Genomic DNA, 25141 nt, shown 5'->3' with positions numbered 1-25141 from the left:
AGCTCCTTGGGCGGCGCCCGCCTTAACTTATTCATTACATCACGACATGGCCGTGTGTTTGTGCTTCGTGTCATCCCAACCTTCTTCCACTTGACGCACTCGTTCTGTAATTTCAACGTTGCCTTGCAATGCTTTAGGGAGGATCGTCGAATTAAAGATGTGACTCCTGAGTAGCGAGTCGACCTGTGGGTTGGATTGAGCGGAGAAGTTAGCGCCAAATAGACATGCGTCGCTGAAGTCGACTCCCTTTAGGTCGGACCGCCTGAAGCCCGTGCGATGAAAGGTGGAACTTTCAAGGAAGGCATTCTCCAGCTCCACGTGGGCAAATCGACAACCCGTGAATGCGGCGTCAACAGCAGAAAGCTCGTGAGCCTTCCCCGCGTAAAATGTGGTTGCGATGAGAGTTGAGTCGTCTAGTTCCGCTCGTGTTAGCGTGCATTTGCTGAATCGACACCTCAGTAGCGTAGCCTTGGTTATGTTAGAGTGCGAAAGATCGCACTCCTGAAAGAAAACGTCGCTCAAGTTCGCATTGCGCAAATTGACTTTGCGTAGATTTGCATTCTTGATGGTGCACCCGGTGAGCACGACTCGACGCAGGTCGATCTCGAACGGCTCTTCCCGGTCGGGACGCCTAGCGAGAACGTCAAGTGCAGCTTGAACGGGATCACTTGAAATTTTGTTTGCGGAATCCTGATCTGCGTGCTGTCTTATGAATGCGGCTAGCACTTCAACCACAGTGTTGTGATCTTTTGCTGAGTCTCGCATGATTCGCTCAAGGGAGTAGATGCCCCCGAGTTGCTCGGTTGTGTTATCTGAAGCGACGAGGCGAATTGCTGATACGTACCTTTCGGTCACTTGGCCCTCGCGGCTAATTTCTGCCTGTTGTGCAGAGTTTTTCTCCGACTGGCGAAGAGACTCTCGGGTCAATTCTGCCTGTTCTGTGAAATTTTCCTGTGACTTGAGAAACGACGCGCGGCTCTGTTTGTGGTTGAGGTGGGTGTATGTGAGGCTCCCTGCTGCTAGGATGCCTGCACCGAAAGCGACTATAGTTGTACGAAATCCTGTGACGACCGCACCTTCTCCAGGTGTTAGCCCATGTCCAAGGTGATCTCCATCAGCCCACCAAGGCCCTTTCCAAAGCAGGAGGATAAACGCGCCGAGGGTGAGGAAAACGAATATCGTGCTGGTTGCTATGATGACCACGCGCCTCTTCATCTGGGAATCTCAGCATGGTCAGGCGTCTTGTGCCACCAGTTCGTCGAACCCGCCCCAGAGAGCTGGACGGGCATGTGAGGGGTTCGGGTCCCGCGAGATGCAAGCTGCGTAAGCCTGCGACCGCCCAGCGCAACGCACGCGCTCGGTGCAACTGAGACGGGAACTGAGCCGGACGCGACGGAGGGCGGCACCCCGCATAGGGTGCCGCCCTTTTGTTTTGCCTGGTCAGGCAACTGGAGGCCGTGACCGGAATCGAACCGGCGTAACTCGCTTTGCAGGCGAGTCCCTCAACCACTCGGGCACACGGCCGTGTGCGGTGCTGCTCGTATGACCTTGGCGGGTTGGGGGGTGGGGGTCAACGGTTCGGGGTGGGTGGCAATGGGACTGCCATACGCCGTTCACGAACGGGGCCGGGGGGCGGGGAGCGGGGCTAGGAGCGGGTTGCCGTGGCGCACTCGTCCGTGGAGGGCTTGTCGCGGGCGACGGGGGTGGTGCGGTCGTAGGGGTCGAGCTTGGTGGTGGGGTCGTCGGGGCCGGCGGGCGCGCCGAACGGCGGGGTGAGGTAGCCCGTGGGGGCGCCGCAGCCGCCGTTGGTCACGTCGTACTTGTACGAGATGATCGAGAACGTGCCCGGCTCGGTGATCACCTTGGCCGTGTTGTCCCAGCTCAGGACCAGTTCGCGGCGGACTATGGTGCGGATGATCTCGTCGCCGCCGCTGGCGTTCGCGAGGGTGACCGGGTAGACGAAGGTGACGTCGGCGGTCACCTGGAGGGCGCCGAGCTTGCCCTCGCGGTAGGTGAGGCCGCCGCGAGTCTTCACGACGCCGCCGACCAGGCGGGTGCGGGTGGGCTGGAAGCGGCTGAAGAGCAGGAGGGGGTCGTCCTCCTTGCTCGGCTTCACGAACGCGGTCTTCAGGAGGGCCTGGACGTCCTTCTGGTGCGGGTTGATCAGCGGGATCGCTTTCACCGGGCGCTCGCCCCGCAGCACCCCGCGGTCAAGGCTGGGACGCCCCGGTCGGCTGGGACGAGGAGTCGGAACCGCCGAACAGGTCCACCACCCGGCCCGGCGCCACCGCCACCACCAGCAGCACCAGGCAGGTCAGCAGCCCGGCCGCGTACCACCCCGTGTGTCGTCGGGGCCTCGCCGGCGGGTAGGTGCGCCCGCTCTCCAGGCCGCGGCCGGACTCCGCCCGCAGCCGCCGCGTCACCTCGCGGGCCCGCGCCGACGGCTCCTTCGGCGCGTCGGCGGCACCCTCCACCGACTCGCGCAGAAACCGCTCCCACTCCTCGTCGGACCTGAACGAGCCGTCCGACCCCCTACCCGCGCCCATCCCCAACCCCCTGGCCATGCAATGAGATCGCGCCCTCTCCCAGGGACGCCTCGGCATCATGGCACGGAGCACTGACAGCCAGGCCGGGACCGCTGGGGAGGAAGGCGTAGGGCTGGGGGACCAGGTCGAAACCGGGCGTAAGGCCATGGGCATCAGGGGGTTTTGCCCCTTACTCTGGGGCGCGTGGCAGCACTGGAGACGACGAAGCACGACCCCCTGGCAGCGCAGGACGCCGACGGGAGCGGCGGCGTGCTCGACAAGCGGTACCGGGCGCTGACCCTCGGCATCGTGTCCGTCGTGCTGATGATCGCCTTCGAGGCGACCGCCGTCGGCACCGCGATGCCGATCGCCGCCCGCGAGCTGCACGGGCTGGGGCTGTACGCGTTCGCGTTCTCCGGGTACTTCACCACCTCGCTGCTCGCCATGGTGATCAGCGGGCAGTGGTGCGACCGCGGCGGCCCGCTCGCGCCGCTCGGCATCGGCGTGGTGATGTTCGCGGCCGGGCTCGTGGTGAGCGGGACCGCGCAGACGATGGCGGTGTTCGTCCTCGGCCGGGCCGTGCAGGGGCTCGGCGGCGGGCTGGTGATCGTCGCGCTGTACGTGGTGGCGGGACGCGCGTATCCGGAACGGTTGCGGCCGTCGGTGATGGCGGCCTTCTCCGCCTCCTGGGTGGTGCCGTCGATCGTCGGGCCGCTGGTGTCGGGGACGGTCACCGAGCAGCTCGGCTGGCGCTGGGTGTTCCTGTCCATCCCGCTGCTGGTGGCGCTGCCGCTCGCGGTGATGCTGCCGGCGCTGCGGCGCACCGCGCACGCCCCCGCGCCCGAGGACCGGGCCGCCATGGACGGGCGGCGGATCTGGCTGGCGGCGGCGCTCGCCACCGGTGCGGCGGTGCTCCAGTACGCAGGACAGGACTTGCGCCCGCTGTCCGTGGTCCCCGCGGTGATCGGCCTCGGCCTGCTCGTGCCGTCGGTGATCAGGCTGCTGCCGCCCGGCACGCTGCGCGCTGCGCGCGGGCTCCCGACCGTCATCCTGATGCGCGGGATGGCGGCCGGAACGTTCATCGCGGCGGAGAGCTTCATCCCGCTGATGCTCGTCACCCAGCGCGGGCTGTCGGCCACGCTGGCCGGGCTCTCGCTCACCGGCGGCGGGCTGACGTGGGCGCTCGGCTCCTACGTGCAGGCGCGGCCGCGGCTGGAGCCGGTGCGCGAGCGGCTGGTGCAGCTCGGCATGGTGCTGACGGCGATCGCGATCAGCGGTGCGTCGCTCGCGCTGATCGACTCCTTCCCGCCGTGGATCGTGGCCATCGCCTGGTGCTTCGGGGGGTTCGGGATGGGGCTGGCGATCTCCTCGATCGGGGTGCTGATGCTCAAGCTGTCCACGCCGGCGGACGCGGGCGCGAACTCGGCGGCGCTCCAGGTGTCGGACGCGCTGTCCAACGTCCTGATGGTCGCCGCGGCCGGCACGGTCTTCTCGGCGCTCGGCGGCGGCGCGATCAGCACGACGGACGCGGCGGGCCACGTGGCACGGGCCGCATCGCACCCGGCCGCGTTCGCCGCGGTGTTCCTGCCGGTGGCGGTGATCGCCCTGTTCGGAGCAGTGGTCGCTGCGCGACTGCGCCCCGGTAAGACCCCGTAGTCCGGGGCCATCCCCGCCCCCGCGGGCCCGGGTGGGCCCCGGTCCGCCCTGCCCCGGCCTCCGCCCCCGCGGGCCCGGGCGGGCCCCGCCCCGCCCCAGTAGGCCCGGTGGGCCATGCCCCCGTATGCCCCGGTGGGCCCCCGGGCGAGCCCCGGCCCGCCTCGCCCCGGCCGCGCCCCCGCGGGCCCGGGTGGGCCCCGGTCCGCCCTGCCCCGACCTCCGCCCCCGCGGGCCCGGGCGGGCCCCGGGCCGCCCCGCTCCGGTAGGCCCGGTGGGCCATGCCCCGTATGCCCCGGTGGGCCCCCGGGCGAGCCCCGGGCCGCCCTGCCCCGCCAAGCCCGTGGGCCCCGCCCCCGTGAGTCCGGCCGGCCCCCGCCGGCCCCACCCCCGTGTGACCTCGGTCGCACCCCGCCGCGCGCGGCGGCGTCAACCGCGGGTCACGGTGGGCGGCCGATAAGCTGAGGCGGTTTTCGTACCGACCGCAACGCCGACCGCATCGCCGACAGGACCGCCGGAGAGCGCCAGACCGGCTGGACCATCCGCCCCCGCGGAGCGCCGCCGCCCGACCCCGACGGAGACCGTGACTACCACCGCCTCGCAGAACCCGCAGAGCGCCCACACCCCGCACCACCTGTCGCCGGCCTTTCCCGGGCGCGCCCCCTGGGGCACGGCCAACAAGCTGCGCGCCTGGCAGCAGGGGGCCATCGACGCGTACGTCGCCAAGCAGCCGCGCGACTTCCTCGCGGTGGCGACCCCGGGGGCCGGCAAGACGACGTTCGCGCTGTCGCTGGCCTCGTATCTGCTGCACAACCACATGGTTCAGCAGATCACCGTGGTCGCGCCGACCGAGCACCTCAAGACGCAGTGGGCGGACGCGGCGGCGCGGATAGGGATCAAGCTCGACCCGGCGTACAGCGCGGGGCCGGTCGGCCGGGAGTTCCACGGTGTCGCGGTGACGTACGCGGGCGTCGGCGTGCGCCCGATGCTGCACCGCAACCGCTGCGAGCAGCGCAAGACGCTGGTGATCCTGGACGAGATCCACCACGCGGGCGACAGCAAGTCGTGGGGCGAGGCGTGCCAGGAGGCGTTCGACCCGGCGACCCGGCGGCTGGCGCTGACCGGCACCCCGTTCAGGTCGGACACCAACCCGATCCCGTTCGTGGCGTACGAGGAGGGCAACGACGGCATCCGGCGCAGCGCCGCCGACTACACGTACGGGTACGGCAACGCGCTCGCCGACGGCGTCGTGCGCCCGGTGATCTTCCTGTCCTACAGCGGCAACATGCGCTGGCGCACCAAGGCGGGTGACGAGATCGCCGCCCGGCTCGGCGAGCCGATGACCAAGGACGCCATCGGGCAGGCCTGGCGCACCGCGCTGGCGCCCACCGGCGACTGGATCCCCAACGTGCTGAAAGCCGCCGACCAGCGGCTCACCGAGGTCCGCAAGGGCATCCCTGACGCCGGCGGCCTGGTGATCGCCTCCGACCAGGACACCGCCCGCGCCTACGCCAAGCTGCTCAAGGAGATCTCCGGCAGCAAGCCGACCGTGGTGCTCTCCGACGACCCGGGCTCGTCCAAGCGGATCGAGAAGTTCGACGCGTCGGACGACCGCTGGATGGTCGCGGTCCGGATGGTCTCCGAGGGCGTGGACGTGCCGCGCCTCGCGGTCGGGGTCTACGCCACGACGATCTCCACGCCGCTGTTCTTCGCGCAGGCCGTGGGCCGGTTCGTACGGTCGCGGCGGCGCGGTGAGACGGCCTCGGTCTTCGTACCGACCATCCCGATGCTGCTCGACTTCGCCAACGAGATGGAGGTCGAGCGCGACCACGTTCTCGACAAGCCGAAGAAGGCAGGCGAGGAGGACCCCTTCGCCGAGGAGGACAAGCTCCTCGCGGACGCGGAGAAGGCCGAGGACGAGGACACCGAGGAGGACATGCTGCCGTTCGAGGCGCTGGAATCCGACGCGGTTTTCGACCGGGTTCTCTACGACGGCGCCGAATTCGGCATGCAGGCGCATCCGGGCAGCGAGGAGGAGCAGGACTACCTCGGAATTCCGGGCCTGCTGGAACCCGACCAGGTGCAGATACTGCTGCAGAAGCGACAGGCCAGGCAGATCGCCCACAGCAGGAAGAAGCCGGACGAGGAGGCGGATCTCCTCGAACTGCCCGCCGACCGGCGGCCGATCGTGTCGCACCGGCAACTTCTCGAATTGCGCAAGCAGTTGAACACTCTGGTGGCGGCGTACAACCACCAGAGCGGAAAGCCGCACGGCGTCATCCATACTGAGTTGAGGAGGTTGTGCGGCGGACCGCCGAGTGCGGAGGCGACCGCCGGACAGCTCAACGAGCGAATCAAAAAAGTCCAGGAATGGGCGACCCGAATGCGGTGATCTACGCCGAATTGGCGTGACCCGTACCCCAGAAGAGAGGACAAGGTGGCGCCCGGATTGTGGACGGCCCCTTCCGCTGAGCGGTACTCCCTCGCTACCGTGCCGGTCACGCACGCGCCGTGGCAGAGCAGCCGCGGGGTGCAGCCGGAAATACCGATCACCGGCGGCCTCTCCGCGCACTGCCGCGGGACCGGCAGTGCGTACCGCCGTGAGATGCGCCGCCGATTTCACGAGGAGGGGGCGTCGTGACCGCGGAGACGTCTCAAACGCTCGACAGGGGCCTACGGGTCCTGAAATTGCTCGCCGACACCGACCACGGCCTGACCGTGACCGAACTGGCCGCCAAACTGGGTGTCAACCGCACGGTGGTCTACCGGCTGCTCGCCACCCTGGAGCAGCACTCGCTGGTCCGCCGGGACCTCGGCGGCCGGGCCCGGGTGGGTCTCGGCGTGCTCGGCCTGGCCCACCAGGTGCACCCGCTGCTGCGCGAGGCGGCACTGCCCGCGCTGCGCTCGCTGGCCGAGGACATCGGGGCCACCGCCCATCTGACCCTGGTGGACGGCAGCGAGGCGCTGGCCGTCGCCGTGGTCGAACCCACCTGGACCGACTACCACGTGGCCTACCGCACCGGCTTCCGGCACCCGCTCGACCGGGGCGCGGCGGGCCGGGCGATCCTCGCCGGCCGCGGCATGCAGCCGACGGCCGACGGCAGCCGCTGGGAGCGCTACACCGACGACGACGAGCCCGACGGCCCCGGGCGCGGCACCGCCGACGACCTGCTGGGCGTCGACCGTACGGGCGAGGGCCTGCCCGGCGTCACGGGCGCGGGCGGCACGAACGGCTCCACCGCCGGCGTGAACGGGACCGCCGCCGCCAACGGCACCACGGCCACCGTGAACGGCACCGCCACGACGGCGAGCACCGGCGCCGTGACGGCCGCCGACCAGGTCCGCTACGTGCTCACCCACGGCGAGCTCGAGGCCGGCGCCAGCGGCGCCGCGGCCCCGCTGCTCGGCGTACCGGGCATAGAGGGCAGCGTCGGCGTGGTGATGCTCGCCGAGGCCGTCCCCGAGCGGGTCGGCCCCAGGGTGGTGGAGGCGGCCACCGAGGTCGCGGACGCGCTGCGCTGAGGCGCCCGCGCGGACGTTGCCCGGCACCGGGTCCAGGGGGAGCGGGCGCCGGGCGCCCGCGGAAGCGGGGGCGGGCTCACGGGGGGAGCCGGCGCCCGTGCCCACCGGGAGCCGGGCTCCGGGTGGGAGCGCGGGGCACCGGTGAAATAAGGTCGGGCGCATGTCCTTCCGCTCCGCCTTGTCCCGCCGCGCCACGGCGCTGACCCTCTGCGGGTCCGTACTGGCCGCGCTGCTGGCCGTGGCCGCCTTCGCGCCGCTGCCGGTCTCGATCGTCGAGCCGGGCCTCACGGCGGACGTGCTGGGCGCGCGCGACGGCACCCAGGTGATCACCGTCACCGGCACCCCGCTGCGCGAGACCAGCGGCCAGCTGCGGATGGTGACGATCGCGGCCACCCAGCCGAACGCCTCGGTGCACCTGTCCGACGTGTGGCACGCCTGGTTCGCCAAGGACCAGGCCGCGATGCCGCGCGACTCGGTCTACCCCAGCGGCGGGTCGGTCAAGGACATCGAGAAGGCCAACCAGAAGGAGATGACCCAGTCGCAGGACGCGGCCACCACGGCGGCGCTGCACCACCTGGGCCTGGCACCGTCCAAGGTGACGGTGGACCTCCAGCTCGCCGACGTCGGCGGGCCCAGCGCGGGCCTGCTCTTCACCCTCGGCATCATCGACAAGGTCAGCGGCAACGGCCACGGCGGCGACCTCACCGGCGGCCGCACCATCGCGGGCACCGGCACCATCGACGACAAGGGCAAGGTCGGCGCGGTCGGCGGGGTGCCGCTGAAGGAGCAGGCCGCGCGCCGGGACGGTGCCACGGTCTTCATCGTGCCGCGCGGCGAGTGCACGGACGCCAAGGCCCAACTGCCGCACGGGCTCAAGCTGATCCCGGTGGACACGCTGGACGGGACGCTGGCGGCTCTGGCGGCGCTCGACGCGGGCAAGGCCACCCCGGCCTGCTGACGGGCCGCGGGACGGCCGCTGGAGGCCGCCGTGGCGCCCCGGAGGACCGCCGGAGGCTCCTCGCCCACCGGCACCTGGGGCGGCCGGAGGCCCTTCGGGCCGCAGGCACCCGTGGAGAGGGCCCCGCTCAGGCCGCCGCCGGCTGCTCCGCGGGCTCCTGCCCGGCCTGCTCCGGGTCCGGCGCGGCGGCCCAGGTCCGGAAGGCCGGGGTGACCAGCGGGCTCAGCGTCGTCAGCAGGTAGACCGCGCTCACCGTCGCCATCGCGGTGGTCAGCCCCGCGTACTGCACCAGGTAGCCGCCGAGCAGCCCGCCCAGCGGCACCGCCACCAGCACCCCCGAGGTGACCGCGCCGAACACCCGGCTGCGCAGCCGCTCCGGCACCAGCCGGACCATCTCGGTGCCGATGATCGGGTTCAGCACGCCGGCCGCGAGGCCGCACACCGCGCAGGTCACCAGCAGCGGGGCGAGCCCCGGTACGAAGGCGCCGACGGCGGTCCGCGGGAAGCCGCAGGCCAGGAACGCGCCGATGTACAGGCCGCGTTGGGACACCCGGTGGCCGAACACCCCGTACAGCAGCGACCCGATGAGCGCCGCCGCGCCGAACGTGCCGCTGACCAGGCCGAGGCTCACCGAACCGCCCAGGTTCCTCCGGGCGTCCACCGGCAGCAGCACGGAGGACCACGCCTGGTCGAGGGCGTTGGTGATCATCACCATGACGACGACCGCGAGCAGCAGCCGGGCCCGGAGCAAGTAGGTGTATCCCTCGCGGAGTTGGGCCCGGTAGCCGCTCCACGTGAACTGCTCCTTGGGTTCCTTGGGCTCCTGCGGCTCGTCGGGCCCCTTCGCGCTCCGGGACGCCTTCCGTCGCGGCTCGGCCCGCAGGCCGCCGGGCACGCAGCAGCCGATCAGCAGCGCCGACAGGGCGAACGAGGCCGCGTCCAGCAGCAGGACGTTCGCCGCGCCGATCGTCGCGATCAGTACGCCGGCCAGCGGGCCGCCGAGCATGCGGGCGCCGCGTGACGCACTCTCGTACGCGCTGGACGCCCGCGCGATCGTGGTGCCCGCCCGGCGCGCCAGCAGCGGCATCGCCACCTCGCGGGAGGTCTCGCCGGGGGAGTGGAACAGCCCGCTGACCGCGACCAGCGCGAGCAGCGTCCCGTAGGACAGCTGCCCGGCCATGTGCAGCAGCGGGATGGCCGCCACCGCCACCGCGCAGACCGCGTCGGACACCACGCTGGTCACGGTGTAGCCGAGCCGTTCGATCAGCGGGCCGCCGAGCAGCGCGGCGATCACCACCGGCAGGGTGGCCGCGAACGCCACCAGGCCGGCCTTGGCGGGGCTGCCGGTGGTCTCCAGCACGAACCACGGGACGCCGACGACGGTCAGCATGCTGCCCGCGATCGAGATCACGTTGGCGGCGAGCAGCACGCCCAGCGGTCGCCGGTCCCGGCCGGCTATGCCGGCGCCGTCAGGCATCGGACCGGGGGAACGCGTGCAGGTGGATCCGGACCATGGCGGGGCCGGCGGCCTCGCCGTCACCGGGTGCGGAGTCCGGGGGGTTCGGAGCGCCCGGGGCGTCCGGGCCGGCCGCTTCGGCCGCCGAACCGGCCGCCGCCCCCGCTTTCGCCTCGGCCTCCGCCAGCCGCTCGCGGTAGCTCTCGATCAGCGCGGCCGCCTCGTTGATCATCTGCTCGGCGAGCTCCGGCGTCAGCCGCAGCGTCCAGTCGCTCATGTCCCAGGTGGACTGCCACCCCTGCGGCCACTCGTGCATGGTGCCGAGCCATGTGCTGACCTGCTCGGCGTGCGCGGCCGCGTGCTCGTACAGGAAGGTGCTCATCGCGCCCCTGACCGTCGGGTCCGGGTGCTGGAGGAAGTCCTCGACGTTGTCGAACCGGGTGCCCCGGTAGCGCACCTTCCACCACCGCTCGCGCCCGACGCCGCGCTCCGGGTCGTCCTCGATGAACCCGTAGGCGGCGAGCTGCCGCAGGTGGTAGCTCGTCGCGCCGCTGGACTCGCCCATCCGGTCGGCCAGTTGGGACGCGGTGGCGGGTCCGAACTCGCGCAGCGCGGCGATCATCCGCATCCGCAGCGGGTGCGCGAGGCCGCGCAGCGAGCGGGCGTCGAGAGCGCGGATCTGGTCCGCGGGGTTGTCGGTCACAGCGGCAGGCTAAGATTGCAAAGATTGCTTTGCAAGAGGTTGGCTGCAAAACAATCTTTGCAACCCCGAATCCTTGCAACCCTTAGCCCTTCTTGATGAACCCCTGCTCGATCAGCCAGTCCTTGGCCACGTCCTGCGGGTCCTGGCCGTCCACGTCCACCTTGGCGTTCAGCTCCTGCGCGACCGCGGTGGTCAGCTTCGCGCTCACCGGGTCCAGCAGCTTCGCGATCACCGGGTACTTCTTGAACGTCTTGCTGTAGATGACCGGCGCCGCGTTGTAGTTGGGGAAGAAGCCCTTGTCGTCCTCCATCACCGTCAGGTGCATGGACTTGATCCGGCCGTCGGTGGTGTACACCTCGCCGAGCAGGCAGGAGTTGGACTTGTTGACCTGGGTGTAGATGATCCCGGCGTCCATCTTCTGGATGTGGCCGCTGGAGATGTTCATGCCGTACGCCTTCTGCATGCCGGGCAGCCCGTCCTGCCGGGAGGCGAACTCGTTCTCCACGCACAGCGTGACGGCCCCGGGGTTCTTCTTCGCCAGCGCGGCCACGTCGGAGAGCGTCCTGAGGTGGTACTTCGCGTTGTTCTTCCGGCTGATCGCCAGCGAGTAGGTGTTGTCGAGGGTGGACGGCGGCAGCCAGGTCAGGCCGTGCTTGAGGTCCTCGTCGTGCACCGCCTGCCACTGCGCGTGCGGGTCCTTGATCGGCTCGGTGTGCCCCAGGTACGTGATCCAGGCGGTGCCGGTGTACTCGTACATGGCGTCCGCCTGGCCGGACTTGACCGCCTCGCGGGCGCCGATGGAGCCGGTGATGTTGGTGCGGTCCAGCACGCTCGCGCCGGCCGCCTTGAAGACCATGCCGATCATCTCGCCCAGGATGATGTTCTCGCTGAAGTTCTTGGACGTGATCACCAGCGAGGCGCCCTTGAGCGGCTCGCCGCGCCCGAGCGTGCCCGGTTTGACGTCCGCCACCAGCGGGCTGCCGCTGGTCAGCCCGCAGGAGGCGAGCAGCGCCGCGCCGGCGAGCGCGACCACCGCCGTACGCGGACCGAACGCCGTCCGCGGACCGGGCCCCGTACCCGCGCCGCGCTTCGCACCCGGGCGCCTCATGTGCCCGCCTCCAGGCCGCGGGGCCGCATCAGCGCCTCCGCGATCGACGCCAGCCAGTCCACCAGCAGCGCCAGCACCACCGTCAGGATCGAGCCGAGGATCAGTACCGGCATGCGCTGCGTGACGATGCCCGACGTGATCAGGTCGCCGAGCCCGCCGCCGCCCCCGAACGTGGCCAGCGTGGCGGTGCCCACGTTGAGCACCAGCGCGGTGCGCACCCCGGCCAGGATCAGCGGTACGGCCAGCGGCAGTTCGACCTTGGCCAGCACGCCGGCCGCCGACATGCCGATGCCCTTGGCCGCGTCCACCATCGTCGGGTCGATGGCCCGCAGCCCGGCGACGGTGTTGGACAGCACCGGCAGCACCGCGTACGCCACGATGCCGATGATCGCGGTCTGCGCGCCGATGCCCAGCCAGATCACCAGCAGTGCCAGCAGGCCGATCGCCGGGGTGGCCTGGCCGATGTTGGCCAGCGCGGTGACCACCGGGGCGACCTTGCGCAGCCGCGACCGGGTCAGCGCGACGCCCAGCGGGAGGGCGATCACCAGCACCCAGAAGGTGGAGATCGCGGTGAGCTTGACGTGCTGCCACAGCCGCAGCTGGACGTTGCCGTTGTCGAGCGAGTTGTGGGCCACCGCGTCCAGGGAGATGTTGGTGATCCACAGGTAGGTGGCGAGCAGCGCGGCGGCCAGCACCACCGGCGTGATCACCAGCTTCTTCCAGGTCAGGCGGGGGGCGGGCTTCCCGCGGGCGGCCTGCTGCCCGGCCCCGGAGTCGTCCTGCGGGCCGTCGCCCGAACCGTCGCCCGCACCGCCGCCTTCCCGGTCGCGGACGGCCGGCCCGTGGAGGTCGTACTCCTCGGCCCGCCAGGAGCCGCCCCGTCCCGGCCCCGCGTGCTTCCCCCGGGGCTCCGGCGGCGGGGCGCTCATACCGGCGGCTCCCCGGCGTCGTCGTCCTGGTGGCCCTCCTGGTGCCCCTTCAACTCCGCCAGTTCCTCGCCGTGCTCGATGGCGGTCAGCCGGTCGGCCTCCAGCAGCTCCTGCACGGAGTTCATCAGCGTCTCCATGTCCACCACGCCGATGAACTCGCCGCGCCGCCCGGTGACCGGCACCCGGCCGGCGCTGTCGGTGAGCACCGCCTCCAGCGCGTCCCGCAGCGTCGCGTCCCTGGTCACCGTGTGCGTCACCAGCGTGCCGGCCCGGGCCAGCGAGCCGCGGGCCCGCATCAGGTCGCCGCGCCGCAGCCACTTGTACGGGCGGCGGCGGGCGTCGAGCACCAGCAGCTCGTTGTGCCGGCTGGTACGCAGCCGGTCGAAGATCGACTGGAGCGGCTCGTCCACGGTCACGGCGGTGAAGTCGGCGATCTCCACGTCCCGGACCCGGGTCAGGTTAAGCCGCTTGAGCGCGGCGCCCGCGCCCACGAAGCCGGACACGAACTCGTCGGCCGGGTTGGTGAGGATCGCCTCGGGGGTGTCGAACTGCACGATGTGCGACTTCTCCCGGAGCACCGCGATCCGGTCGCCCAGCTTGATCGCCTCGTCGAAGTCGTGGGTGACGAAGACGATGGTCTTGTGCAACTCGTGCTGGAGCCTGATCAGTTCGTCCTGGAGGTGGTCCCGGGTGATCGGGTCGACCGCGCCGAACGGCTCGTCCATCAGCAGCACCGGTGGATCGGCGGCCAACGCCCTTGCCACGCCGACGCGTTGCTGCTGGCCGCCGGACAACTGCCGCGGGTAGCGGTCGTGGAACTCGCGCGGGTCCAGGCCCACCAGGTCGAGCATCTCCTCCACCCGGTCCTTCACCCGGGACTTGCTCCAGCCGGTCATCTTCGGCACCAGCGCGATGTTGTCGGCGACCGTCATGTGCGGGAACAGCCCGGAGGACTGGATCGCGTAGCCGATCTTGCGGCGCAGCTTCACCGGGTCGATGTCGGTGACGTCCTGGTCGTCGATCCTGATCCGGCCGGAGGACGGCTCGATCAGCCGGTTGATCATCCGCAGCGTGGTGGACTTGCCGCAGCCGGACGGGCCGACCAGGATCACCGTCTCGCCGGCCTTGATCTCCATGCTGACGCTCTCCACCGCCGGCTCCGGGCTGCCGGAGAAGCGCTTGGTGAGGCCGTCGAGCTCGATGGTGGCGCCGGCCACCGCCGTCTGCGCCTCCCGGCCCGGCTCCTTGCCCCCGTCCGTCTCCGGCTGCGTCTGCTCAGGCACGGATCCCCCTCGGGATGGTCAGCCGGCCGATGCCGACGTAGGCGGCGTCGAAGAGCAGCGCGAGGATGATGATGCCGAGCGTGCCCGACAGCACCTCGTTCAGCGCGTTCGCACTGCCCAGGGAGGCGATGCCGCGGAAGATCTCGTTGCCCAGGCCAGGGCCCGAGGCGTAGGCGGCGATCGCGGCGATGCCCATCAGCATCTGGGTGGACACCCGGATGCCGGTGAGGATCGGCGGCCAGGCCAGCGGCAGTTCGACCTTCAGCAGCCGGGCGATCCGCGACATACCGATGCCCTTGGCGGCGTCCACCAGCGTGGAGTCCACCCCGCGCAGCCCGACGATCGAGTTGCGGACCACCGGCAGCAGCCCGTACAGCGTCAGCGACGTCACCGTCGGCGGCACGCCCAGGCCCAGGATCGGGATCAGCAGGCCGATCAGCGCCAGCGAGGGGATGGTCAGGATCGCCGAGGTCGAGGTGACGGCGAGGTTGCCGGCCCACTCGCTGCGGTACGTCAGCACCCCGATCAGCACGCCGATGACCGTGGCGAGCACCATGCACTGGAAGACGGCGCTGGCGTGCTGGAAGGCGTCGGTCAGCAGCTGCTGGTGCCGGTTGGAGACGTAGGTCCAGAAGCTCACCCCCGCCGGCCTCCTCCGTGTCCCGCTGCCTGTGCCGCGCCGCCGGGGGGACTGCCCCGCGCCGCTACGTGTCCCGTGCCGCCTGCTCCACCAGCGGGATGATCCGCAGCGGGACCGGGTTCTCCATGACGATCGCCGTGGCGGCCCGGACAATGCCATCAAAGCCGACAACCCGGTCGATCACCCGCTGGAGATCGGCGTTGGAACGGGCCACCAGGCGGCACAGCATGTCGCCCTGCCCGGTCGTGGTGTGCAGTTCGAGCACCTCCGGCACGGTGGTCAAGTGCGCCCGCACGTCCGCCCCTTGGCCCTGCTTGATCTCCAGCGTGGCGAACGCCGTCACCGGATACCCCAGCGCCGCCGGGTCCACCTGCGGGCCGAACCCGCGGATCACCCCATTGGCCCGCAGCCGGTCGAGCCTGGCCTGAACGGTGCCGCGGGCCACCCCGAGCCGGCGGGACGCCTCCAGCACGCCGATCCGCGGCTCCAGGTCGAGCAGCGTGATCAGCCGGCCGTCCAGTTCGTCGATCGCCATCGGCCCGTACCCCCATGGTCATCCTGCACAGATTGACCCGTCGATCGTGGCCTGTGCTGTACAGCCTGTCCAGCCAAAACGGGAACTGTTGCGCACTATGAAAGGCGGCGAGACGCTTTTGCCATGACTGAGACCAGTGCCACGCAGACCACTGCCACTGAGACCGCCGAGACCGCCCAGTCCGAGGACGCCTTCCCGGTGAAGGGCATGGACGCCGTCGTCTTCGCCGTGGGCAACGCGAAGCAGGCCGCGCACTACTACTCCACCGCGTTCGGGATGCGCCGGGTGGCGTACGCCGGCCCGGAGAACGGCACCCGGGAGACCGCCACCTACGTACTGGAGTCCGGCGGCGCCCGGTTCGTCTTCACCTCCGTCATCAAGCCCGTCACCGAGCACGGAAAGTTCCTCGCCGAGCACGTCGCCGCGCACGGGGACGGCGTCTACGACCTCGCCATCGAGGTGCCGGACGCCCGCGCCGCCTACGACTACGCCGTCGGGCACGGCGCCACCGGCATCACCGAGCCCTACGAGCTCAAGGACGAGCACGGCACGGTGGTGCTCGCCGCCATCGCCACCTATGGCCAGACCCGGCACACCCTGGTCGACCGCAGCGGCTACGACGGCCCCTACCTCCCCGGCTTCGCCGCGTCCGCCCCGCTGACGACGCCGCCCGCGCGCCGGTTCTTCCAGGCCGTGGACCACTGCGTGGGGAACGTGGAGCTCGGCCGGATGAACGAGTGGGTGGGCTTCTACAACCAGGTGATGGGCTTCACCAACATGAAGGAGTTCGTCGGCGACGACATCGCCACCGAGTACTCGGCGCTGATGTCCAAGGTGGTCGCGGACGGCACGCTGAAGGTCAAGTTCCCGCTGAACGAGCCGGCCGCGGGAAAGAAGAAGTCGCAGATCGACGAGTACCTGGAGTTCTACGGCGGCCCCGGCGTCCAGCACATCGCGCTGGCCACCAACGACATCGTCGCGTCGGTCCGCGCGATGCGCGCGGCGGGCGTGGAGTTCCTCGACACCCCCGACTCGTACTACGACACGCTGGGGGAGTGGGTCGGCGACACCCGCGTCCCGCTGGCGGAGCTGCGCGAGCTGAAGATCCTCGCGGACCGCGACGAGGACGGGTACCTGCTGCAGATCTTCACCAAGCCGGTGCAGGACCGGCCGACGGTGTTCTTCGAGATGATCGAGCGCCACGGCTCGATGGGCTTCGGCAAGGGCAACTTCAAGGCACTCTTCGAGGCGATCGAGCGCGAGCAGGAACTCCGCGGCAACCTGTAGTCCCCGCCGAACCCGCGCCCCTGGTCACGCCGGGGGCGTGGGAAAGTGGGGGGATGGACAACGACGTCATAGCGCAGCTGGCCGCGGGGCTCCCGGAAGGGGCCGTACTCACCGATCCGGACGTCACCGGGGCGTACGCCCATGACATGGCGAGTTTCTCGGCGGCCGGCGTGCCCGGCGTCGTTGTGGTCGTGCGCAGCGTGGAGGACGTGCAGCACGTGATGCGGACCGCCACCGCGACGGGCGTGCCGGTGGTGCCGCAGGGCGCGCGGACGGGGCTGTCCGGGGGCGCCAACGCCAGTGACGGCTGCATCGTGCTGTCCCTGGCGAAGATGGACCGCATCCTGGAGATCGACCCGGTCGACCGGATCGCCGTCGTCGAACCCGGCGTCATCAACGCCGTCCTGTCCCGCGCCGTCGGCGAGCGCGGCCTGTACTACCCGCCGGACCCGTCCAGTTGGGAGATGTGCACGATCGGCGGCAACATCGGCACCGGCGCCGGCGGCCTGTGCTGCGTGAAGTACGGCGTCACCGCCGAGTACGTGCTGGGCCTCGACGTCGTCCTCGCCGACGGCCGCCTGCTGTCCACCGGCCGCCGCACCGCCAAGGGCGTGGCCGGCTACGACCTGACCCGGCTGTTCGTCGGCTCCGAGGGCACCCTGGGCATCGTCGTCAAGGCGGTGCTCGCGCTGAAGCCCGCGCCGCCGCAACAGCTCGCCCTGGTCGCCGAGTTCGGCTCCACCGCGGACGCCTGCGCCGCGGTCTGCTCGATCATGGAGAGCGGCCACGTACCGTCGCTGCTCGAACTGATGGACGCCACCACCATCGGCGCCGTCAACAAGATGGCCAACATGGGCCTCCCGGAGAGCACCGAGGCGATGCTGCTCGCCGCCTTCGACACCGCCGACCCCGCCGCCGACCTGGCCGCGCTCGGCGCGCTGTGCACCGCGGCCGGCGCCACCGACGTGGTCCCGGCCGAGGACGCCGCCGAGTCCGAACTGCTGCTCCAGGCGCGGCGGTTGGCGCTCACCGCGCTGGAGAAGGTGTCCACCGCCACGATGATCGACGACGTGTGCGTGCCGCGCGCCAAGCTCGCCGACATGCTCGACGGGACGGCCGCCATCGCCGCCAGGTACGGCCTGACGATCGGGGTGTGCGCGCACGCGGGCGACGGCAACACCCACCCCGTGGTCTGCTTCGACGCGCACGACCCCGACGAGTCCGCGCGGGCCCGCGAGTCCTTCGACGAGATCATGGCGCTGGGCCTGGAACTCGGCGGCACCATCACCGGCGAGCACGGCGTGGGCCTGCTCAAGAAGGAGTGGCTGGCCCGCGAGCTCGGCCCGACGGGCGTGGAGTTGCAACGCGGCGTCAAGGCCGTCTTCGACCCGCTCGGACTGCTGAATCCGGGCAAGATGTTCTGACCGGCCCCGCCCGCGGGAGGTTCCGCTCACGCCCCCGTGTCCGGCGTGTCGTCCTTCCCCCGCCACGGGTCGCGCAGCCACAGCTCGTCCCCGGCGGTCGGCGCGAGCAGCTGGTTGAGGCCGTCGTCCATGCCGAGCTGCTCGTGCTCGGTGCCCGGCGGCACCACCCGCAAGGTGCGCTCCAGCCAGGCCGCCACCGGCGACGAGGGCGCTTCGAGCAGCGCGTCGCCGTCCGGCGAGCTGAGCGCGAGGCACAGCACGCTGCGGCCGTTGACCTTCGTCGGCCAGATCCGCACGTCACCGTGCCCGCACGGCCTGAACACCCCCTCGACGATCAGCTCGCGGGCGAACGTCCAGTTCACCGGCGCGTCGGAGTTCACATGGAAGGTGAAGTGCACGGCGAACGGATCCTCCGTGCGGTAGGCCAGCTTGGCCGGTACCGGGATGCTGCGCTCGGGCGACAGCACCAGCTGCATTTCCAGTTCCCGTTCCACCACGGTCTGCATCGCGTGGACGTCCTTTCCTTGGCGCGGTGGCCCCTTCTGGCGGGTTTCGCGGTTCGGGGCGTGCACCTGGAGAGAGCGCGTGCCTCTCCAACCATTACGCGACTTTCAGCGATTCGGTTCAGATTCGCAGAACCCCGGGCGCGAGGGGGCGCGGAGGGGTAAAGACGTAGGGGAGACAGCGGTGTGCACAGGCGCGGGCACGGACGGGCCCGCCGGTCTGGTAGATGTGGAGGTCGCACACCCCCGGACGAGCAGATACGGAACCCGTGAACCATGAGCGCACCTCCTTCTGGCTCCGCCGGTTCGTCCGCCGCCGCTCCGGTGCCGGGTTACTACCCCGATCCGTCGATCCCGGACTACATCAGGTACTGGAACGGCTCCGCCTGGGTGCCGGGGACGAGCCGGCCCGCGCCGGGCGCGGCTGAGCCCGCCGACGCGGCCGGCGGCGTCCCGGCGCAGTCCGGCGGCGCCCCGGCCGCCGCCGCGGGCCCCGCGATGGACGAGTCCGGGCCGATGTTCCTCGACGAGGACCCGCGCGCGCCGATCGCCCAACTCGGCGCGGGGAGCCCGCGGGCGGAGCACGCGGCTGACGATCCGCGGGCCGGGGCCGGGGCCGGGGCCGGGGCCGGGGCCGGGCCCGCCTGGCCGGCTGCCGGGGAGCCGCGCGGCGCGGGCGGACCGGTGGCGCCCGCCGCTCACAAGGAGTTGCCCCGGATCTCGTGGGGCGCGCCGACCGGGTCGCCGGTCTCGGCGGTGCCCGAGCAGCAGTCGCCGCTGCCGGCGCGGCCCGAGCCCGGGCGTCCCGGTCCGTCGCAGCGGGTCGAGCCGGCGACCGGCCGGCCCGAGGCCGGGGCCGTCGTTCCCGCGCCGGCCCCGTGGCAGGCCGGCTCGGGCCACGCGTCACCCGCCGCGTCCTCCGCGCCCGGCTCGGCCGCCGCGCCGCCGTGGCAGGCCGATTCGGGCCACGCGTCACCCGCCGCGTCGCCCGCGCCCGGTCCGGGCGCCGCGCCGCCGTGGGCGAACCAGGTGCACGAGCTGGCGCGCAGCAGCGGTGACGAGGCCGTGGTGCCGTGGCGTCCGGTGGCCAGTGACCCGTTCGGGAGCTCGCTGTCCCAGGCGCGTCCGGGCGGCCTGATCCGGCGGTTCGCCGCGCGGGTGGTCGACACGGTGCTGCTGCTCGCGGTGACCGGCGCCGCCGCCGTACCGCTGGGCACGTCCGCGTACCACCACATGAAGGACAAGGTCGACCAGGCCAAGCTCACCGGCCAGACAGTGAAGGTCTGGCTGATCGACGGCACCACCGGCACGCAGCTGGGCGCGGTGCTCGCGGTGGCGCTGGTGGCGAGCCTGCTGATCGAGGTGCTGCCGACGGCGAAGTGGGGCCGCACCCCGGGCAAGAAGCTCGTCGGCCTGAAGGTCCTGGACATCGAGACCCAGCTCCCGCCTGGCTTCGGCGCGAGCTTGCGCCGCTGGCTGACCCAGACGGTCCTCAACCTCCTGGTGATCGGCCTGCTCAACGTGGCCTGGTGCCTGTTCGACCGCCCCTGGCGCCAGTGCTGGCACGACAAGGCGTCCCACACGTTCGTGGCCGGCGTCTGACCGCCCCGCCGCACCCGGCGCGTGCGGGTGCTCCCGGCTTTCCCGGGGGCGCGGGGAACTGCGCGGCCAGCCACTGATTGCCGGTGGTCGGGGGAGGACAGGACCAGCCCCTTCGGGCCGGTGGTGAGGCGCGCCGTTGTCGTGGGCTGGTGGCGCAGTTCCCCGCGCCCCTGCGGGGCTCGTCGCTGTGCGCGTGCGGGTGCTCCCGGCTTTCCCGGGGGCGCGGGGAACTGCGCGGCCAGCCGCCGATTGCCGGTGGTCGGGGGACGGCAGGACCAGCCCCTTCGGGCCGGTGGTGAGGCGCGCCACCGCCTCGGCTGGTGGCGCAGTTCCTCGCGCCCCTGCGGGGCCCGTCTCCGGGCGCGTGCGGTGCGGGGAGTCCGCCGTACCCCGAACGGGTCGCTCTCGCGGGCGGGCTCGGCCGGGCGGGGTTTGACTCGGGGTATGAGCAGCGATCAGCCACCGCACGGGGCGCCCGACGATCCGTTCGCCAAGCCGTCGCAGGGCGGCGGCGGGACGGGTGCGAACGGCGGCTCGCCGTACGACCAGCCGCCGCCGAACCAGCCGCCGCCCGGCAACCCCTACGGCAACCCGCCGCCGCCCGGCGGACCGGTCGGCCCCGACCCGTACGGCCCGGGAGGCCCGGTCGGGCCCGGCGGCCCGGGCAATCCGTACGGGCCGGGCGGTCCCGGTGGTCCCGGTGGTCCCGGCGGGGGCAACCCGTACGACGGCCCCGGCGGACCGTACGGCGGGCAGGATCCGCGCGCCGGCGGCGATCCGCTGGCCGGGATGCCGCCGCTGGCCGCCGCTGGCAGGCGGGTGGTCGCCCGGATCATCGACATCGTCATCGTGCTGGTCCCGGCCGGCCTGATCGACTGGGCGGCCGGCGGGGTGCAGACCGACGACTTCAGCAGCGGCAGGTCCGCCATCGGCGGTGTACTCACCGCCGTGATCGGCTTCGTCTACGAGTGGTACCTGACCAAGACCACCGGCCAGACCCTCGGCAAGCGCCTGATGAAGCTGCGCGCCGCGATGCTCGCCGACGGCACCGTGCCGACCCCGAACGCCGCCGCGCTGCGCGCCCTGGTGCTGTGGCTGCCCGCGTTCTGCTGCAGCTTCTTCTGGTTCCTGATCATCGGGATCACCGTGCTGTTCGACAAGCCGTACAAGCAGGGTGTGCACGACAAGGCCGCCAAGACGGTGGTCGTCGAGGCCGCCTGACGCCGCGGCACCCCGACCCCAAGCCGTCACCGCCCCGTACCGCACTCTGTCCCGCGCACAGCCTTCGCTGATTTACTGAAGGCCATGACCGCAGACCAAGTGCCGTCCGGAATGCCGCCCTTGGCCACCCTGCTCCAGCGCTTCCTGGCGCGGCTGATCGACATCGTCGTGCTGCTCGCCCTCGACGTCGTGGTCAGCTTCGCGCTGCTGCGCGGCGACATGGCCCACCCGTCGGACGCGGGCTCGGGGCGCAACCTGCTCGTCGGCGTGCTGACGTTCGTCCTGTACTTCGCCTACGAGGGCGGCATGACCACCGCCCGCGGCCAGACGCTGGGCAAGATGGCGCTGCGGATACGGTCCGCCCGGCTGGCCGACGGCGCCGTGCCGGCCGGCGCGGCGGGCTGGCTGCGCGCCGCGGTCTACGCGCTGCCCGGCGTCCTGGTGTCGATCCTGATCGGCCCGCTGTTCTGGGCGCTCAACTCGCTGTGGTGCGTGTGGGACAAGCCCTACCGGCAGTGCCTGCACGACAAGGCGGCCAAGACCGTGGTCGTGGCCGCCGTCTGAGCCGGTTTCAGCGGGGCAGCGAGTGCTCACCGACCCGGGGTTCGGTGGCCGGCCGTGCCACCCGGGTACGGGGCATCGGTACGGCGGTGTGGCTGTGGACGACGTGCGAGCCGGTGGCCGGCAGCGGACTGCGGCGGGCGGCGGCCCGCGCGGGCGCCACCGCCGCGGCGGCGACCGCGACGACCACGCCGAGCACCAGGCCGGCGGCCGCGATGGCGACGACTCCGGCGCCGGAACGTACGTCCGACAGCCACAGCGCCACGAAGGTGGACAGGACGACGGCCGAACAACCGCACAGGAGCTGGGCGGCGGTGGGGCGGACGGGCAGCGGGGGAGCTGCCGCGAGACGTGCTCTGGCAGGACGTGGCATCGGGGGAACCGTCCTCGGATTCGTCGAAGCGGGGGCGCGCTGACGGATTGCTCAAGGCTGACGGAATGACTCTACGGTTCGACATGCCCGGGGCGAAGACCGGGTAAGCATGACCTTACCTTTGGCCCGGAGCACGGGGGGCGCACGGGGTCGCATGTGCGCCTGGCACGGCGACAACCGGACGGTCGCGCTCCGCCTGGCGCCCGGCGCCTGACGGGCCGTCGGCGTCAACTGGCCCTCAGCGCGCGGGTGTCCGATGAGCGGTGTCCGGAAACCGGTCAACGTACTGGGCTGCCATGGACAAGTCAAGGTCTGTTTTTTCTCGCCGCACTCCGATGCAATGGCCTTTCCCAAGGGGAGGTCAAGTAATCTTGAAGAGACAGCGAAGGATCACCCGTCCAGCTGCCCTGGCCGTGGCGATAGCCGTGCTCGGACTGCCCGCGGTCACCGCCGCCGGAGCGCACGCGGCGGCACCGGCCGGCACCCACCCGGCGGCCACGTCCGTCAGCCACGACCCGGCAGGAAACCAGGCGCACAACCTGCCGGGCCCGTTCAGCGAGCAGCAGTCGGCGGAACGTTCCGCCGCGCTCCAGCAGGTCGTCTCCGGCGACGCCACCGTGCAGCAGCGCGGCGCGTCCAAGGTCGTCCAACTCGGCTCGGGCAAGGGCAAGAAGAGCAAGTACGTCGAGCTCGACCGGGAGAAGACCGACAAGATCTTCACCATCCTCGCCGAGTTCGGCGACCAGGTGGACACCACCACCACCTACGACCCGGACGGCCCCGACGGCCCGGAGCCGCCGGCGCCCAAGTACGGCGGCGACCCCGGCCCGGCGCACAACACCATCGCCAAGCCGGACCCGAAGACCGACAACAGCACCGCCTGGCAGGCCGACTACAACCAGCAGCACTTCCAGGACCTGTACTTCTCGCACGCCAAGGGCGCCGACTCGCTGGCCACTTACTACGAGAAGCAGTCCTCCGGCCGCTACTCGGTGGACGGCGAGGTCTCCGCCTGGGTCAAGGTGCCCTGGAACGAGGCCCGTTACGGCTCCAACTGGTGCGGCGGCAGCACCTGCTCCAGCGCCTGGGACCTGATCCGCGACGCGACCACCGCCTACGTCGCCGACCAGCAGGCGCAGGGCCGTACCTCCGCGCAGATCAAGGCCGACCTCTCCCAGTACGACCAGTGGGACCGCTACGACTACGACGGCGACGGCAACTTCAACGAGCCCGACGGCTACATCGACCACTTCCAGATCGTGCACGCCGGAGCCGACGAGTCGGCCGGCGGCGGCGCGCAGGGCGAGGACGCGCTGTGGGCGCACCGCTGGTATGCCTACGGCACCGACGCCGGCAAGACCGGCCCCGAGGGTGACAAGGCCGGCGGCACCCAGATCGGCGACACCGGCATCTGGGTCGGCGACTACACCCTCCAGCCGGAGAACGGCGGACTCGGCGTCTTCGCCCACGAGTACGGCCACGACCTCGGCCTGCCCGACGAGTACGACACCACCTACGTCGGCGAGTCCAACGTCGCCTTCTGGTCGCTGATGTCGTCCGGGTCCTGGATGGGCACCGGCAAGAACGCGATCGGCGACCTGCCCGACGACATGAGCGCCTGGGACAAGCTCCAGCTGGGCTGGCTCAACTACGGCACCGCCAAGGCCGGCAAGACCTCGCTGACCAAGCTGGGCGTCGCCGAGTACAACACCAAGGACAAACAGGCCCTGGTGGTCCAACTGCCGGACAAGGCCGTCACCACCACCATCACCGCGCCCGCCGAGGGCAGCAAGCAGTGGTGGAGCGGCATGGGCGACAACCTGTCCAACACCCTGACCAGGCCCGTCGATCTGACCGGCAAGACCTCGGCCTCGCTGACCCTCAAGGGCTGGTGGGACATCGAGGAGAACTACGACTACCTCTACACCGAGGTCTCCACCGACGGCGGCGCCAACTGGAGCGCGCTGGACGGCACCGCGGGCGGCAAGGCCATCCCGCGCGACGGCGGCGACAACCCGGCGCTCACCGGCACCAGCGGCGCGTACGAGGACCTGACCTTCCCGCTCGACGCCTACGCCGGCAAGCAGATCCAGCTGCGCTTCCGCTACCTCACCGACGGCGGCGTCGCGCAGCAGGGCTTCGCGGCCGACGCGATCAGCGTCACCGCCGACGGCGCCCCCGTGGTCACCGACGGCGCCGAGACCGACGACAACGGCTGGACGGCCAAGGGCTTCTCGCGGATCGGGGCGTCGTTCACCAACGACTACCCGGAGTTCTACATCGCCGAGAACCGGCAGTACGTCAGCTATGACAAGACGCTGAAGACCGGCCCGTACAACTTCGGCTGGCTCACCGACACCCCGCTGAAGGTCGAGCACTTCCCGTACCAGAACGGGCTGCTGGTCTGGCTGTGGGACACCTCGCAGGCCGACAACAACGTGGGCATCCACCCCGGCAGCGGCGAGATCCTGCCGGTGGACGCGCACCCCAAGGCCGAGAAGTGGTCGGACGGCACGATCATGCGCAACCGCATCCAGGCGTACGACTCGCCCTTCAGCTGGTACCCGACCGACGGCTTCACCCTGCACGACGACGGGGCCGCGGCCAAGGTGAAGGCGAAGTTCGGCACGCCGGTCTTCGACGACCACTACGGCAGCTACTGGGACGCGTCCAACCCGACCGGCAGCGTCAAGGTGCCGGACACCAACACCCGGATCTCCATCGTGGGTGAACCGCTGGACGGCAGCAGCATGACACTCCTGGTGAGCCCCGCTCACCGGTAGTCACCACCCTGCTGTACACACATCGTTTGACCTGCGGAAACGCTGCGTTCGGCCGTCGTCCTCTGGTGGACGGCG

The 25141-nt window shown here is 71.2% G+C and carries 21 protein-coding genes, 1 tRNA gene and 2 pseudogenes; 11 read left to right on the top strand and 13 right to left on the bottom strand.

Annotated features, from left to right (window positions below):
* Window positions 1-39 precede the first annotated feature (39 nt).
* From ACQPW6_RS12455 to ACQPW6_RS12440, 4 genes are all read right to left on the bottom strand, one after another.
* Window positions 40-1203 (bottom strand): pentapeptide repeat-containing protein, encoded by a 1164-nt coding sequence (locus ACQPW6_RS12455; RefSeq protein WP_433889649.1) that lies wholly within the window; start codon window positions 1201-1203, stop codon window positions 40-42.
* Between the two features lie 246 nt (window positions 1204-1449).
* A tRNA-Cys gene (locus ACQPW6_RS12450) sits at window positions 1450-1524 on the bottom strand.
* A 121-nt stretch (window positions 1525-1645) separates the two neighbouring features.
* A complete protein-coding gene (locus ACQPW6_RS12445; RefSeq protein ID WP_433889648.1) occupies window positions 1646-2182 on the bottom strand; it encodes a hypothetical protein in 537 nt (178 codons plus the stop codon).
* A gap of 28 nt (window positions 2183-2210) precedes the next feature.
* Window positions 2211-2546 carry a hypothetical protein gene (locus tag ACQPW6_RS12440; protein ID WP_433889647.1) on the bottom strand — a complete coding sequence of 112 codons (336 nt, stop codon included), beginning with the start codon at window positions 2544-2546 and terminating at the stop codon, window positions 2211-2213.
* 192 nt (window positions 2547-2738) lie between these two features.
* Between ACQPW6_RS12440 and ACQPW6_RS12435 the strand changes: the two genes are divergently transcribed.
* From ACQPW6_RS12435 to ACQPW6_RS12415, 5 genes and pseudogenes are all read left to right on the top strand, one after another.
* Window positions 2739-4181 carry an MFS transporter gene (locus ACQPW6_RS12435; protein ID WP_433894516.1) on the top strand — a complete coding sequence of 481 codons (1443 nt, stop codon included), beginning with the start codon at window positions 2739-2741 and terminating at the stop codon, window positions 4179-4181.
* 580 nt (window positions 4182-4761) lie between these two features.
* On the top strand, window positions 4762-6570 hold the full coding sequence (locus ACQPW6_RS12430) for a DEAD/DEAH box helicase (RefSeq protein WP_433889646.1): 1809 nt from the start codon (window positions 4762-4764) through the stop codon (window positions 6568-6570).
* Between the two features lie 245 nt (window positions 6571-6815).
* A pseudogene (locus tag ACQPW6_RS12425) lies at window positions 6816-7268 on the top strand (IclR family transcriptional regulator); the annotation flags it as partial.
* A gap of 255 nt (window positions 7269-7523) precedes the next feature.
* Window positions 7524-7700, top strand: a pseudogene (locus tag ACQPW6_RS12420) (IclR family transcriptional regulator); the annotation flags it as partial.
* 160 nt (window positions 7701-7860) lie between these two features.
* Window positions 7861-8658, top strand: coding sequence for a S16 family serine protease (locus ACQPW6_RS12415; RefSeq protein WP_433889645.1), 798 nt, complete (start codon window positions 7861-7863; stop codon window positions 8656-8658).
* A gap of 127 nt (window positions 8659-8785) precedes the next feature.
* Here ACQPW6_RS12415 and ACQPW6_RS12410 read toward each other — a convergent pair whose 3' ends face one another.
* From ACQPW6_RS12410 to ACQPW6_RS12380, 7 genes are all read right to left on the bottom strand, one after another.
* Window positions 8786-10135 (bottom strand): MFS transporter, encoded by a 1350-nt coding sequence (locus tag ACQPW6_RS12410; RefSeq protein ID WP_433889644.1) that lies wholly within the window; start codon window positions 10133-10135, stop codon window positions 8786-8788.
* Complete coding sequence (locus ACQPW6_RS12405) at window positions 10128-10817, bottom strand: ArsR/SmtB family transcription factor (RefSeq protein WP_433889643.1); 690 nt, start codon at window positions 10815-10817, stop codon at window positions 10128-10130. The genes ACQPW6_RS12410 and ACQPW6_RS12405 overlap by 8 nt, the downstream gene beginning before the upstream one ends.
* An 82-nt stretch (window positions 10818-10899) precedes the next feature.
* Window positions 10900-11925 carry a glycine betaine ABC transporter substrate-binding protein gene (locus ACQPW6_RS12400; protein WP_433889642.1) on the bottom strand — a complete coding sequence of 342 codons (1026 nt, stop codon included), beginning with the start codon at window positions 11923-11925 and terminating at the stop codon, window positions 10900-10902.
* Window positions 11922-12854, bottom strand: a complete 933-nt coding sequence (locus ACQPW6_RS12395) for an ABC transporter permease (RefSeq protein WP_433889641.1) — start codon at window positions 12852-12854, stop codon at window positions 11922-11924. Before ACQPW6_RS12395 ends, ACQPW6_RS12400 begins: the two co-directional genes overlap by 4 nt.
* Window positions 12851-14071, bottom strand: a complete 1221-nt coding sequence (locus ACQPW6_RS12390) for a betaine/proline/choline family ABC transporter ATP-binding protein (RefSeq protein ID WP_433894515.1) — start codon at window positions 14069-14071, stop codon at window positions 12851-12853. Before ACQPW6_RS12390 ends, ACQPW6_RS12395 begins: the two co-directional genes overlap by 4 nt.
* 58 nt (window positions 14072-14129) lie before the next feature.
* Window positions 14130-14777 (bottom strand): ABC transporter permease, encoded by a 648-nt coding sequence (locus ACQPW6_RS12385; protein WP_433889640.1) that lies wholly within the window; start codon window positions 14775-14777, stop codon window positions 14130-14132.
* A 64-nt stretch (window positions 14778-14841) separates the two neighbouring features.
* Window positions 14842-15312: an Lrp/AsnC family transcriptional regulator gene (locus tag ACQPW6_RS12380; protein ID WP_433889639.1), complete on the bottom strand. Its 471-nt coding sequence runs from the start codon at window positions 15310-15312 to the stop codon at window positions 14842-14844.
* A gap of 123 nt (window positions 15313-15435) precedes the next feature.
* On the opposite strand from ACQPW6_RS12380, the gene hppD reads away from it, so the two are divergent.
* The gene (hppD, locus tag ACQPW6_RS12375) at window positions 15436-16599 is read left to right on the top strand and encodes a 4-hydroxyphenylpyruvate dioxygenase (RefSeq protein ID WP_433889638.1); all 1164 of its coding nucleotides are present in this window, start codon (window positions 15436-15438) and stop codon (window positions 16597-16599) included.
* 53 nt (window positions 16600-16652) lie between these two features.
* Window positions 16653-18023 carry an FAD-binding oxidoreductase gene (locus ACQPW6_RS12370; protein ID WP_433889637.1) on the top strand — a complete coding sequence of 457 codons (1371 nt, stop codon included), beginning with the start codon at window positions 16653-16655 and terminating at the stop codon, window positions 18021-18023.
* A 26-nt stretch (window positions 18024-18049) separates the two neighbouring features.
* On the opposite strand, the gene ACQPW6_RS12365 is transcribed toward ACQPW6_RS12370, so the two are convergent.
* Window positions 18050-18529, bottom strand: a complete 480-nt coding sequence (locus ACQPW6_RS12365) for an SsgA family sporulation/cell division regulator (RefSeq protein ID WP_433889636.1) — start codon at window positions 18527-18529, stop codon at window positions 18050-18052.
* 273 nt (window positions 18530-18802) lie between these two features.
* Between ACQPW6_RS12365 and ACQPW6_RS12360 the strand changes: the two genes are divergently transcribed.
* From ACQPW6_RS12360 to ACQPW6_RS12350, 3 genes are all read left to right on the top strand, one after another.
* Window positions 18803-20128, top strand: a complete 1326-nt coding sequence (locus ACQPW6_RS12360; RefSeq protein WP_433889635.1) for an RDD family protein — start codon at window positions 18803-18805, stop codon at window positions 20126-20128.
* Window positions 20129-20572: 444 nt separating this feature from the next.
* Window positions 20573-21349, top strand: a complete 777-nt coding sequence (locus tag ACQPW6_RS12355) for an RDD family protein (protein WP_433889634.1) — start codon at window positions 20573-20575, stop codon at window positions 21347-21349.
* A gap of 84 nt (window positions 21350-21433) precedes the next feature.
* Window positions 21434-21913 carry an RDD family protein gene (locus ACQPW6_RS12350; protein WP_433889633.1) on the top strand — a complete coding sequence of 160 codons (480 nt, stop codon included), beginning with the start codon at window positions 21434-21436 and terminating at the stop codon, window positions 21911-21913.
* 7 nt (window positions 21914-21920) lie between these two features.
* On the opposite strand, the gene ACQPW6_RS12345 is transcribed toward ACQPW6_RS12350, so the two are convergent.
* Window positions 21921-22283, bottom strand: coding sequence for a hypothetical protein (locus ACQPW6_RS12345; RefSeq protein ID WP_433889632.1), 363 nt, complete (start codon window positions 22281-22283; stop codon window positions 21921-21923).
* Between the two features lie 371 nt (window positions 22284-22654).
* Between ACQPW6_RS12345 and ACQPW6_RS12340 the strand changes: the two genes are divergently transcribed.
* Entirely contained in the window at window positions 22655-25066 is a 2412-nt protein-coding gene (locus ACQPW6_RS12340) for an immune inhibitor A domain-containing protein (RefSeq protein WP_433889631.1), read from the top strand.
* Window positions 25067-25141: the final 75 nt, after the last annotated feature.

This window comes from Streptomyces sp. CA-111067 (assembly GCF_050956065.1).
GTDB lineage: Bacteria > Actinomycetota > Actinomycetes > Streptomycetales > Streptomycetaceae > Actinacidiphila.
Note: the sequence above shows the minus strand (reverse complement) of the source record. Positions and strands in the feature narration are given on the sequence as shown.